Raw genomic sequence first — 13,637 nt, forward strand, 5'->3', positions numbered from 1 at the left:
TCAGGCTTTGTTTACTTTGTTTATCTACTCTCCTCGTACCGTATCCTCGGGTCCAGGCAGGTATATGATATGTCCACAAAAAGATTGACGAGAACGAATATTACTGCCACAAACAACACGCCACCCTGGATCATTGCAAAATCGCGCGAATATATCGAATCCACAAGGAGTTTTCCTATTCCCGGCTAGGCAAAGATCGTTTCAACTATAACAGACCCTTCAAGAATCCTGCCGAATTGGATGCCTATAACTGTTATGACCGGAATAAGGGCATTTTTCAGGGCATGTTTTACGGTAATGAGCTTTTCTGTCAACCCTTTAGCTCTTGCGGTTCTTATATAATCCTGCCTGAGCGCATCAAGCATATTCGAGCGTGTAAATCTTGTAAGGACGGCTGCCATCCCGGTTCCGAGCGTCAGGGCAGGAAGTATCATATGCTCAAAGCTCCCGGACCCATAAACCGGAAACCATCCAAGGTGTAAGGCAAAGAGGTGGATAAGTAGTAAAGCAAACCAGAAACTCGGCATGGACACGCCGACCATTGCCCCCATCATGCTAAGATTGTCAAATAGAGAATATTGCTTGCTTGCAGTGATGATTCCGAGCGGGATTGCTATTATCAGAGCTATAAACATACTGGCAAGTGCAAGCTTAAGCGTCGCCGGGAACCTGTCCAAAATCTCTGATAAGACCGGTTCTCCGTTTATCAGGCTGCAGCCCAGGTCCCCATGGAGTAAGTGCTGCAGCCACTTGATATACTGAATATGGACCGGGGCATCCAGGCCTTCTTCTACTCTTATCCGTTCGATATTTTCCGGGGTCAGGCTCTCTGCCCCGTGCCGGGCGAGGGCAATCATCTCGGCCGGGTCTCCGGGTGTAAAATGCATTATCAAAAAAGTCAGCATTGTCACACCAAGAATAACGATGAACATCAGAACCATTCTTTTCAAAATGAATTTCAGCATCCTATCACTTCAGCGAATAAATCCTGAAAAGCGCCTGAATGCAGAAAAACCGGGAATGCAACAAGTCTCGTAATTAATCGGAAGCCGTGTATGTCATCCATTTTTGAAGCGAATATAAGGTCTATCCCTACAAAGGTGGCCGAAATCAGGACCATAAATATCAGGGATGACAGCAGTCCGGAAACTCCTTTTATCTCAAATACTATCAGGGGCGCTACTTTCTGGATTGCCAAACCCGGGATAAGAGCGGTAATCGTCTTCTCACCTCGCTCGACGCTCATATCCTTTCATTTGCGTTAATTTTCAAGATACTGGTTGCACCTCCCTGGAATTCCCCTTCGATGTCGCTCATTTTTTCTTCCATCCAGCTCTCGATTTCCAGGTATTTGCCTTTGAGCTCTTCGAGAGTTTCGGGGTCTGCATTCCAAAGCTTGCGGTGTTCAGCTTCGAGAAGTCTCCTTGCCAGGCTTTCGAGGGCATAGAGGTTGTTTTCCTCAAACCACTTTCTCATTTCGTCGTCAAGGACAAAGGTCTCGGCGATCTCGTCAAAGACCCAGTCCCCAACAAGCTTTGTTGTAGCCTGCCAGCCGTACATATGGTAGACCCTGTCCGAGATAACCGTAGCTCCCTTGTACCCGTGACGTTTTTTCCCTTCGATCCATTTCGGGTTCAGGAGCCTGGTCCTCGCAACCCGTTCAAGTTCGTCCTTCATATCTCTTATCCGGGGCCTTTCAGGGTCGTGGGTATCTGCAAAATATACATCCACGTTGTTTTTGGAGAGCGTCCTGGCAGCTACGGTAAACCCGCCGTGGCTGCCGTAAATATGGCAGCACTCCAGGATGTCGTATTCATCGGAATCCCATTTGTCATAGGTGACCGTGATCCGTTTCAGGTTTGATTCCAGCTCATTCCGGGCAGCCTGCCCGTAGATCCCCTTTCCATATGCATAACCGCAAAATTTTGTGAATATGCTTGCCAGGTCTTCGTCGGTTTCCCAGGCTGAAGCGGCAACTGTCGTATTTACCCCGTAGTCATAGGTTCCAGGTTGCGTGGTGAAGACCCTCAGGGTAGCAAGCCTTTCAGGGCTGAGTTTCTTATCCGTTCCCTCGGCTTCAAGCTCTTTCAGCCTCTCAAGGGCATGTTTTTTGACAAAGTTCATTTCATCGGGCTCGTCCAGGAAAGCAACCATACTCACGGCTTCATCCACTATTTCAAATGCCCTGGGCATCCCGTCTCTGAGCATGCTTGAGAGCTGTATGGTACAGTCAATCCTGGGCCGTTTAAGTTCGCTCAGGGGAATTACTTTTAAGCCTTTGACCCTTGCCCCGTCCCATTCCACACGTACCCCGAGGGTATAAAGGATCTGAGAGAGCAGTTCCCCATCTGCCCTGAAGGTATCAAAGAACCTGAAAACAAAACCCACATTTTCCGGGTAGCCCTCGTTTTCATGCAGGTACTTGCGGAAGAAGTTCTCTGCCAGTTTCACACCCACCTTCCAGGCGGCAGGGGTCGGGATTTTCCAGGGGTCAATGGCATAGAAATTCCTGCCTGTTGGCAAAATTTCTATTTTACCGCGAGCAAGGGCTCCCGAGGCGCCTGCTTCCACATGTTCGGCGTTAAACCCGCGCAGGAGGTTGTTAACCTCATCCGGGGTCCGGTTGATTTTCGGGAGAAGGTCTTCTGCCAGCCTGACCGATTTGACAATCTTTTCAAGACCGGAGGAATGGAACTCGAGGCTCTGCCCTGTAGCGACAGACATTTCCCATTTTGAGATTCCTAAAATTTCTTCCTCGGAAATTAAGTCTCTTTCAAGGACTCCTGTCATAATTCCCCCGGCAATCTCCGTGCAGGTGTCAAGGAGTTTGCTCCCTGTCATGCCGAATTCCCGGATGAACGCAGTGGGGTCGTCCAGTATGCTGTCATAGTCAAGCCCTATGGCTTCCAGGATCCCCCTCCTGATAGACGGGACATTCCCCTGGTCAAACCGCAGGATTGAAACGAGCATGTCAACAAGGGCTTCTCCTTCCGGGGCCTGCCCCAGGATGTGGAGCCCGTCCCGTATCATGGTTTCCCTGACCATATCCATCTGGCCGTGCAGGTATTCCATATAGTCTTCAAAAGTTTCGAAATCACTGATCAACCTGGGGAAATTGGCTTCTGCAGCTTTTTCCGTGATTATCTCCTGCAGTACTTTTGCCCTCCCGAGGTCTTTTGTTAGCATTGCCCTTTTGTATTCCTCAAGGGGTTCTTCCAGTTCTTCCAGTACCCCATAGGTTTCTGCAGCGGCCATCACGGGGTGGAGGTGGTCCACAATTACCGCGAGCCCTCTCCTTTTGGCGATGGACCCTTCCATGGGGTTGCTTGAAACGTATATGTACAGGTGGGGCATGCTCCCCACACATATCTGGGAGAAACAGGAGGATGACTGGGCTACCGTTTTTCCGGGAAGGAGCTCTATATTCCCGTGCGTGCCCACGTGAACCATGACGTCGGCTCCGAACTCCTTTTCTATCCATTTGTAGTAGGCAAGGTACTGGTGCGGAGGGGTGATGTCCGGGTCGTGCAGGATCTTGCAAACGGTCCCGTCACACCGGGCTCCTGCGCATCCCCTCTTGGGCTGCAGCCCGATAAAGACATTCCCGAGATCAAGGCCCGGGATTGTGATACTGTTCTTATGGAGGGCAAGACTCAGCTTATCTACCCTGTCGAGCTTTTCAATGCCCTGTTCAAAGGGGTTGCCCCAGCCTTCAAAGACTTTATTTCTTGCATCCTCGGGAAGTTCATAGAGCCACTCTTTATATGTTCCGAGGGGAACAAAGCCAGCAGCTCCTCCATGCTTGATTATTTCGCTCAGGGGAGTCCACCGGAATTCGCTTATGGCTTTTTTCTTAAGTATTGTATCGATAAGCTCTTTTCCATTTTCAGGGACCCAGTTGAGATAATATCCTTCCTCTTTGAGCCTTTTCAGAATAATTGAGATGCTTTCCAGGGTGTCAAGCCCAAACCCCGCTCCTACCGTCGCCTCCACTCCGCTCTTGCAAGGGGAATTGTGTAAGATTATTGCGACTTTTTTTTCGGAATTTGGTTTTCTCCCGAGTTCGATCCATTTCCCTACCCTGCGAATGAGGAAATCTATCTGGTCATCAATGGGTACGGGGTCCTGAACCTCTGCTCCGGTCACAGGGTCCAGCGTTTTTTCGGCGGTGCCTATTATGATCGGTTCTGCAAGCCCGTCAAATTCGGGTAGTGCAACACTGATTATAATCTGGGGGATACTAAGCCCTTCCGGGTTTGCTTTCCATTCTTCGGGGGTCTGGGAAGAATGAATCATTTTCAAGCACGGGACATTTAGTTCCTTGAGGATGTTTGTTTTTTCCTGGCCTATGCTTCTGCCCCTCCCGCCCGTGAGGTTGAGGAAAAATGCAGCATAAATGACCGCTGCATCAACCAGGACTTTTCCGTCCTTCATAAAGTATTTCCTGATGATCTCGTCCGAGCTTCCTCCGGGAGACCATTTGTTCTGGATGGCGGCAATCACCCCAAAGTTTTTTTCTTCCAATTTTCGGATAAGGGCGTCAAAGACTCCCAGGGAGTCCTCCATATAGTAAAGGTTAGGGAAAAGAAGCCCTACGGTCTTGAACATGCTTTTTCTGTTTTCCGAATACCATTCAAGGTAACTTTCAAGGTCTGTGAAAATTTCTCCTGCATCCGGGTGGTATATGCCCGAGGAGGGGACCTCAACCGGAGGATTTACCTCTTGATTGTTTTTCCCGGCCAGCTTTCCGGCGTAAAGGAGAAGATTCTCTATATTTTCCGGGCCGCCATAATTCTGGTAATCCCAGAAGACCTTCAAATGCCGGGGGGAGACCGTGCCAAGGGCGGCGCACATTGGGGAGAGAGGGATGATAGGTTTTGATGTGCGCTTTTTTAACTCCTCTATATCCGCAAAAACCCCTTCATAATCAGGGGGGAAACTGACCAGGATCGCATCGGCTTCCTTTTCAAACCATTCCATTAGGGCCTGAGGTACCCCAGGGGGGGCATCCTCATCGAGAAAGTTTTCAAACCTTGCAGTGATCTCAAATCCCTTTTTATTCAGATTTTCAATCGCACTGCTGTATGTTTTAAGCATCAGGCCCCGGCTTGGGCCGTAAACTGCTAACATCCCTCCGATTTTCATGTTTTACTCCTCGCTGAAGTACGCTTTTTTGAAGGGGATGAATCCGTCAAAACCATGTCTTAACTCAAAATTCTTGAGTTCTTTCTTTGCAATGCCTACTTTCACAGGGTGCATCAGGAAAGCACAGACACACTCGTCCATGATTAGCTCCTGCATCTGGTCATAGAGAGCTTCCCTCTGCTCGGGGTCCACGGTGCTCAGGGATCTGAAATAGAGTCCGTCGAAGGTTTCATTGTTCATGATAGGGTACGTACCCTTCGAGCAGAAGAACATGAACAGGTAGGGGTACGGGTCAGTTTCTCTCTTTCCGTAGTTGGGGATCGTAGCCATGTCAAAGTCTTTTTCCTTTAATGCAGTCTGGTAAGCCCCGCGTTCAAGTACTCTTATGTTAACCTTTATTCCTATTTTTGAAAGCTGGGCCTGAATTACCTCTGTCATGGCTCTGTAATAGGGCCTGGTATTCGCATCAATAAGGTTTATTTCGAAGGTTTTTCCGTCTTTTTCTACAATTCCGTCTCCGTCCTTATCTTCCCATCCCGCTTCTTTTAGAAGTTCTGCAGCTGTTTCAGGGTCATAGGCGTATCCCTCTATTTCGGTATTTGTCCAGGGGATAGAATCATCGTAACCTATAGGGCCTACGGCCGGAACTCCATACCCTTCAAGGACGGAATCAATCAGTTCCTGTCTGTCAATTCCATAGTTTACAGCTTCTCTGATTCTCATGTCATTGAAAAATTCACTTTCCACGTTGAACCCGATTATGTCAATCTGGGCATCGGGCCTTGTATATATCTCATATCTCGGGTCTTCCCCAAGCCTCTTAACGTCTGATAGTCCTATTCCGGAGATGTCTGCCCCGATAACATCCAGTTCTCCTGCTTCGAATGCTATAACCTGAGTGCTTGCATCCGGAATCGCTTTAACGATCACTTCCTGGATTTTCGGGGCTCCTCCCCAGTAGTCGGGATTTGCCCTAAGGGTGATTTCCTCTTTGGAATATTCTTCAAGAATATATGCACCTGTACCAATTGCTTCTTTAAATTCCCCCTTACTGTCATAGCAATTGGGGCAGACCACCCAGGCAGCAGCTACTTCATCAAGGAAGGGTCCAAAGGGTTTACCCAGAGTGACATTCAGGGTATAATCGTCTACTACTTCTATGGATTCCACCGTAAGACCGTACCTGCTGGTAGATTCCCCAAAAGATTTATTAAGGGAGTAACTCGCGGTATATGCGTCAAAAGGAGTTCCATCGTGGAATTTTACTCCCTCGAGCAGGTGGAACATCCATGTTTTGCCGTCTTCGGTCTTTTCCACTGAAGACGCAAGGGCCGGATGAATGCCTTCCCTATCCGAGACCAGTAAAGTATCAAAAATTAATGGACGAGTATGCCATGAGGTTGAAGTGCCGAGAAGAGGATCAAGAAAAAGTTCCCGATCTCCCACCGGAACCGTAACCTCCTGCCGTAGATCTGTTGTTCCTTCCCCCACAACATCGGTATTTTCCGCACTTTGGGATACACATCCTGAGAAGATTATTGAAATTGCAAGTAAAACCGTGATAATTTTTAATTTCATTTTTTCATCTCCGAAGCATCAAAATGTGCTTTTAATCCAATACTTCCATTTTTTGACCTGAAAATTAGCTAAGTATCCTGAATTTTTGCGAGTTAGGTGACTTTTACCTTAAACCAGTGCTTTTTTCTTCATTTTCGCACTTTTTTTATTTTTTTGTATATAACTCCCTCATAAATATTGTTAACAAAAAAGTTTTTTCGCTTTCTGCCACACGGTTTCCTGTTATTTTTGGTGGTTTACAGGCTTTGGTGTGCTAAATACGTTTTCAGCTCATCAGTTCTATTTTTTATATTTTATATCTCAAAATCCATATTTCTTTTTCTTAAAATGTACTATCTCAATTTTACTTATAAATCTGCCGATTTTTGTATTAATTTATGCTAATTATATAATGTAATATCTGATGAATTATTATTATTTTCAAATATTATGTTAATAAATTCTTTTAATTCTTTATAGTTTCCAAATTAGTAAAATCAAGAACCTTTCCTTACTATGTTCAATATTTCTTGAATTTTATCCACTCTAAATGGCTTCTGACATGGTTTTTCTATTTTTGTTTTTCTTCTTATGTTTTTCGGTTCATTTTTGTTATCTTTCTGAAATGTGATTACGGGATGGATTCAGGAGATTCTAGAGTTCTACTCTTGTGGATTTTTTTCTCTGCCATTAATCCAGGTGAATTCTCAAATGTCTTATTTTTTCTTTCTTAATTTTAACATTTGTTTTTAATTTTTAGAACGTATTTTTTCTTATTTACTTATTAGTAATAAGCTATAAATTATTTATTTTATGTATTTTATGTAACATTTAGTATTACAAATCGACATATTTATATGAATACACTCTCAATTATGTGTTACTTTTTCCGGTTGAATTCTTCTTTAAGTTCAAAAACGCACAATCTAAATTTCTGTGTTGTATCGAGGTCTATTTATGAAAAGAAAATTTCATCTTCTTTCAGTTACGATGATTCTTACAGCGGCTCTTGTATCGATTGTTTCTGTAAGTTCGGCAGCTTGGTTTGCCAATGAAGCCCGTGGCCCGATTATTAACTCCAGTAATAATTGTGGATATCTCTGCTGGAGCAGTTCAAACTGGGGTCCTCTTTATTGTGAAATTAATAATGAAGCGTCATACACCGAGTCCCTTTATTATGAAAACATAGAAGACGGTAGCAATCCTCCGCTAGGCGGTACTAATTGCATTATAGATGAAGGTGAACTCGTCTATTCTACGGCTCCCTACTCTAAAGCCTATAAGGCAAGCAGTAAAGGAGGTAGTACAGAGGTCGACAGTTACTGCCTGATGCCCTGGATGTGCAAAAAATATGTAGCTGTTGATGGGGATGCCCGGAAGATCACACCTATCGTTATTGAGCAGGGTTCAAGCGCTGAAACAATTCTTAAAGTTGGGGAGTCCTGGGACCTTGGGAAAAACTACAGTTTAATGTGTAACCAGGTTGATACCGATGGTGGGAAGGTCTGGCTTTCCCTTTACAAAAACGGAGTTGAACTCGAATCTGATATTCTTGATTCGGAATCAGCTGATTCGAGGACTTTTGTGGCAAAAGACAGTTTTGCTGATATGGACGATGCCGTTTACTTTGTAACTTATGCGGATACTGTTTTCAGCAGTGCCACTGATAACTTTGTAAGGCTTAAATACACCTGGCTAATTGATAAAGACGATGTCACCATTATTAAGGTGGACGATAAATTCGGAGAGATGGAATGTACCGAAGCTTCCGAAAACTTGATCAAATTGTCAAATGCAAATAGAATGGAACTCAAGATAGATGGAGATACGTTCTTCACAGATGATATGTACATTAAAACTTCTGCCCTGATGCCAAGATCGGGTGCAATTTCCAAAGTAAGATATTATCTCTATGCTTCGAAAATATACACCACTCCCGATGAAACTTATGAGCTTCGGGGAAACACTTATAATACCAGCTCTGGTACCTCTCTTCTCTGGAATAATTCCCTGTGGAGTGCGTTTTATTTCGACATTAAAGACCCTGAGACTTCATTGAAATACTCCGAGAATCTCTACTATCAAAATATAGAGGGCTCCGAACATCCTGCAATAAATAATACTTCTCCCGGCAGTAACGTAATAGATGAGGGTGAACTTGTCTATTCTACTACTTCTTATGACAAAACATACAGGGTAAAATTAGATCACTATTTTGAGGTCCAGATGGTTGACAATTATCCAGTTGTTTACTGGCTGGGCAACCTTTATGTGGCTATCGGCGGAGATGCTCGGAAGATCACCCCTGTTGTCTTTGAACAGTATTATGAACAGGAAAAAGTCCTTAAGGTTGGAGAGTCCTGGGATCTCGGCAAGAATTATAGCCTTATTTGTAACCAGTTCGATGAAGATGGGGGCAAGATCTGGCTTTCTCTCTACAAAGGTGAAGTTGAGCTTGGTTCTGAAGTTCTTAATGTAAGTACAAATGATGTTGATGACCGTATTTTTGTGGAAACAGCTGACTTTGCAGATAAAAAAGATGTTATTTACTTTGTCACTTATGTGGATAAAGCCTTCAAGAGTGAATCGGATACCTTTGTAAAACTTATGGCTACCTTGCTTCTCGACAAAGACACTGTACTAACTATTGAGACTGAGGACAAATTTGGTGAGATGAAATGTATCGAAGCTTCTGAAAATTCAATCAAACTGGCTAATGAGGATTCCATAACTCTTGAACTGGATGGTGATACTTACTTTACGGATGACATGTACTTTACAACATCTAAAGCCCATGAGGATGGAGGATTTTCAATATATCCTGCAAAAGAGGTTACGGTTAGCTCTGGCTATGGTAACTATGGAGACTCCGAAACGAATGAGGAGGTTCTGATGCAGGATTCGGCTGATAGCCCAAAAACAGTTGAAGTTGATCTTGCTCCTCAGCACAGCGATACGGACCAGGAAACTGTAGAGAACGAATCCGCAGGACAGACTAGTGATGCTGTAAAATCTCCTGGATTCGGAGTCCTATCTTTAATTTCTGGGATTTTTGCGGTTTTATTGCTTTCAAGAAAAAGCGATTTTTAAGCGTCCCAGGTTAAGGAGCCTTTTCAGTCACTCCTTTTTATTACTTATTTTTTTCTAATATATCGGTTCCAAAATTTGTTCGTCTGTCCGGGTTTAATTGATAATTTAATAAGCTTGTATTTATCATTCATTCTTTCACCTTTACACTCAACAAAAGATATATGTCTATCTAGAGCCGTAAACCCTGCCTATGGATTTTCAGATCTTGGATGCAGATTACGAAGTCGTTAATGACAGCGGGCCTGTCATCCGCCTCTTCGGCAGGGGAGCGGACGGAAAAAGTGTATGCTGCTTTGTCCCGGATTTTGAGCCTTACTTTTATCTCAAGGCCTCTGGAGACCTGCATGCCGTAGCAAGGCTTATAAAAGACACTTTTGAGCAGGTCAAAAAGGTCGAAATTGTCGAAAAGTTTGAGCCTGTAGGCTACCAGAAAACAAAGAAAGAAATGCTCAGAGTCACAACCCGCCTGCCGAAGGATGTGCCTGAGATAAGGGACGAGATTCTGAAAATCAGGGATGTTTTGAGAGCCGAGGGAGACTGGCAGGTTTATGAAAGTGATATTCTTTTCAGAAACCGCTTTTTAATTGACAGGGCCCTTGGAGGCATGGTCTGGGTTTCTGCGGAGGGAAAGCCTGTTGACCCTGTCAGGTACTTAGGGGCAGGTTCTGCATGGCGTTCTCGTTGTGAAAACTTTGCATGTGATTCTGCAGTCCTTGCGTCCGGGCTAAAGAGGGTTGAAAACCTTGCAATTGCCCCTCTGAAGTACCTTGCTTTTGATATCGAGTGCCTGCCCCTTGACGGGGGGATGCCTTCTCCGGACGTCTCACCTATAATCATGATCAGTTTTTCTTTCGAGCCTGAGTATAAAGGGCACAAAACCCTTATCCTGCTGGCAAAACCTGCTGCCGGGATGGACGGGGATGTCCTTTCCTGCATGGACGAAACCGAGATGCTGAACAAATTTTTCGAGATTATTTGCGAATATGACCCTGATATTGTTGCAGGGTATAACCACCAGGATTTCGATATTCCATATATCACGGAGAGGGTCAAAGCCCTCGTTGCAAAAGGGGAAACTATCAATTCGGTTGTTGGCAGGGACGGCAGCCCGATCGGGTATCGAAAGTTCGGGCTCATTACCCGGACCGAAATGAAAGGGAGAGTCGTTGTCGACGCTCTTCCTCTTGTGAGGAGGGCTTTTAGCCTGAAGCAGTATACTCTGAGGGCTGTTTCAAAAGAACTCCTGAGCCGGGAAAAACTCGATGTCCCTCCCCTGGAAATGGAAGAGCACTGGAATGATTCGGGGGATAAATTCCGGAAATTTGTTGATTACGCCCGCAGAGACTCCGAGCTTGCCCTTGAGCTTGTCCTTGAGCTGAGGCTCCTTGACAAATACATAGCCCTTGCCCAGGTAAGTGGAAGCCTGCTTCAGGAAATTGTTGACGGCGGCCAGACTTCCATGGTTGAGACGCTCCTCCTCAGGGAGTTCGGGCTGAAGGACAGGGTTATTCTCCCGAAGCCGGGAGATGAACTTTCGGCTGAAAGGTACGATATGAGCTCGGACCTGAAAGGCGGGGAAGTCCTGGAACCGAAGAAGGGGCTTCTGGAAAATGTGCTGATCCTTGATTACAAGTCGCTTTACCCGACCATTATGATGGCCCATAACCTCTGTTACACAACTGTCGTGACCCGGGACCGGCCTGACGGGAAAACTATCAAGCCTCCGTCGGGGGGAGAATTCGTGCCTCCCGAGGTATTCAGGGGTATTGTGCCTTCCATTCTTGAAGACCTGCTTAACAAGAGGGGAGACACGAAGAAAAGGATGAAGCGGACTTCGGATGAAAACGAGCATCGTGTACTTGATGCCACCCAGCTCGCCATAAAAATCCTGCTGAATAGTTTTTACGGTTATTCGGGATATGCCCGGGCAAGGCTCTACAGCCTGACACTTGCAAACGCCGTAACCAGTTTTGGAAGAAGCAATATCCTCAACACCCGGGACCTCATCAACGGCAGGATCGGAAAAATCGTCCTCAGGAACTCGGCAGCTTTACTGCTCGAGGAAGCAGGGAAACTTTCCCCTCAGGACAGGATAGTTGAACTTTCAGTTGCCTATGGGGATACGGACAGTGTTTTTGTGCACTGCAAGGCAAAAGGGGACCTTTCCCTTGAAGAGGTCAGCCTTGTAGGAAACCGACTTTCGGAAATCGTTTCTGCCTCCCTTCCCGACCCCATGGAACTCGAGTTCGAATCGGTTGCAAAACGCGCCCTGCTTATAGCAAAGAAACGTTATGCTCTCTGGCTTTTTGAGCCCAGAAACTCGGGTTGGGAAAACAAGATCAAGGTCAAAGGCATGGAAACCGTTCGCAGGGACTGGTGCGAACTGACTTCGATAACCCTTAACAGGGTTCTTGAATTTGTGCTTATAGAGGGTGATGTCGACAAGGCTGTAGAACATGTTCGTAAGGTTGTCAGTGATGTCAGGAACCTTGATCCTGGAAAAGATGCGGGGATTATCGAAAAACTTGTCCTGACCCGGACCCTTACCCGGAAAGCAGACAGCTACAAGAATAAGCAGCCTCATCTGACTGTTGCGGAGAACCTGAAAAAACGGACAGGGATCATGCCTTCGATAGGGACAAGGATCCCCTTTGTCATCACTGCAGGAAAAGGTCTCTTTGTAGATCGGGCCGAAGACCCTGACTATGTCCGCGAAAATAACGTACCTATAGATGTCGACTATTATGTTAAGAAACAGATCCTGCCGCCGGTTGAACGTATCCTTGAAGTATTCGGGGTCAAAATGTCATCTCTTGACTTTGATGCAAAGCAAAAAGGCCTCTTTGATTTCGAAGTGAAGAAACCTGAAGCGAAAAAGCAGGAAAAATCATCCTCTCAAAAAGGGACCAACGGGAAAATTCTGGAAAAAGCCCCTGAAGAGAAAGCTCGGTATTCGGAGAACGGGCGTGTCGAGCAGCGCTCATTGTTTGATTTTTAATGCCCTAGTTTCGTTTCTCTAGTTTCGTTTCCCTAGTTTCGTTTCCCTAGTTTCTTTTCTCTAGTTTCGCTTCGCTCCCTCAAGATGACTAACTTATGGTAAGTAATGTTAATTTTCTCTTCGCTCAAGCAGATTATTTGTGGGAAGAAGTGAGCTTCGCTCAAGCAGACTATTTGTGGGAAGAAGTGAGCTTCGCTCAAGATGTCCAACTAAAACAATGATAGAATAAAGAGACGCAGGAGAACAGTCTTTCCCCAAAAGACAGAGAAGAAATAGAAGAGGGAGGGAGCGAGCCAGTAAGTAGGAATGACTTGTAACGCCTGCAAGGGACTAACATGTAATAATTGAAAAGGGAAACCGATACTGTCTTTTTCTTTTTCTTTTTCTTTCTTTTTTCCAGGGCATCCAGACTGGCTGGCGGAGGTGCTGATGTTTCTGATAAATTAAATGCGGTTTCCGGGGTTAAAGCAAGTATTTTCTTGAACCGGTGGCATTTATTCGGTGTATCGTTTCTTTTTGTTGCGGCAATGGTTTACAGATTGTTATTTCTCGGGCTGGCCGCTACACTTGGCCCAGCGCGGTGCAGGAGAGAAAAATTGAATGATTCTTCTTTGGGTTTCGGAGTGGATTAAATAATCAATCATAGACTGCCAGCTCGTTTGTTCTCCTGGCGATTCGTGTTTACATTGTTTTGAAAAACCGGCACTGTAACTTACTCTTTTTCCCTCAATGGGCTCCTTCTGTGCCTGCTGTACGGTAGGATAAAAACGAAGGCTTAGCTCGGCTGGATGCTATTGTGTCAGGACATCAAGCATTCAGCCTCGGAGAATATTCTCTTTGAAATCTT

The 13,637-nt window shown here is 45.4% G+C and carries 6 protein-coding genes and 1 pseudogene; 3 read left to right on the forward strand and 4 right to left on the reverse strand.

The window, feature by feature from the left end:
• Positions 1–20 precede the first annotated feature (20 nt).
• The 4 genes and pseudogenes from nikB to MA_RS04600 form a co-directional block, all read right to left on the reverse strand.
• Positions 21–965, reverse strand: a pseudogene (nikB, locus tag MA_RS04585) (nickel ABC transporter permease).
• Positions 959–1,246 (reverse strand): hypothetical protein, encoded by a 288-nt coding sequence (locus tag MA_RS04590; RefSeq protein WP_048064989.1) that lies wholly within the window; start codon positions 1,244–1,246, stop codon positions 959–961. Before MA_RS04590 ends, nikB begins: the two are co-directional and overlap by 7 nt.
• The gene (gene cobN, locus MA_RS04595) at positions 1,243–5,145 is read right to left on the reverse strand and encodes a cobaltochelatase subunit CobN (RefSeq protein ID WP_011020926.1); all 3,903 of its coding nucleotides are present in this window, start codon (positions 5,143–5,145) and stop codon (positions 1,243–1,245) included. The genes MA_RS04590 and cobN overlap by 4 nt, the downstream gene beginning before the upstream one ends.
• 3 nt (positions 5,146–5,148) lie before the next feature.
• Positions 5,149–6,723, reverse strand: coding sequence for an ABC transporter substrate-binding protein (locus MA_RS04600; protein WP_011020927.1), 1,575 nt, complete (start codon positions 6,721–6,723; stop codon positions 5,149–5,151).
• Positions 6,724–7,659: 936 nt separating this feature from the next.
• Between MA_RS04600 and MA_RS04605 the strand changes: the two genes are divergently transcribed.
• The 3 genes from MA_RS04605 to MA_RS04615 all read left to right on the forward strand — a co-directional run bounded on the left by MA_RS04605 (position 7,660) and on the right by MA_RS04615 (position 13,422).
• Complete coding sequence (locus tag MA_RS04605; protein WP_052279108.1) at positions 7,660–9,792, forward strand: S-layer protein domain-containing protein; 2,133 nt, start codon at positions 7,660–7,662, stop codon at positions 9,790–9,792.
• Positions 9,793–9,982: 190 nt separating this feature from the next.
• Positions 9,983–12,790, forward strand: a complete 2,808-nt coding sequence (locus MA_RS04610; protein WP_048064990.1) for a DNA-directed DNA polymerase — start codon at positions 9,983–9,985, stop codon at positions 12,788–12,790.
• 344 nt (positions 12,791–13,134) lie between these two features.
• The gene (locus MA_RS04615; RefSeq protein ID WP_011020930.1) at positions 13,135–13,422 is read left to right on the forward strand and encodes a hypothetical protein; all 288 of its coding nucleotides are present in this window, start codon (positions 13,135–13,137) and stop codon (positions 13,420–13,422) included.
• Positions 13,423–13,637: the final 215 nt, after the last annotated feature.

It is taken from the genome of Methanosarcina acetivorans C2A, from assembly GCF_000007345.1.
GTDB classification, from domain to species: Archaea; Halobacteriota; Methanosarcinia; order Methanosarcinales; family Methanosarcinaceae; genus Methanosarcina; species Methanosarcina acetivorans.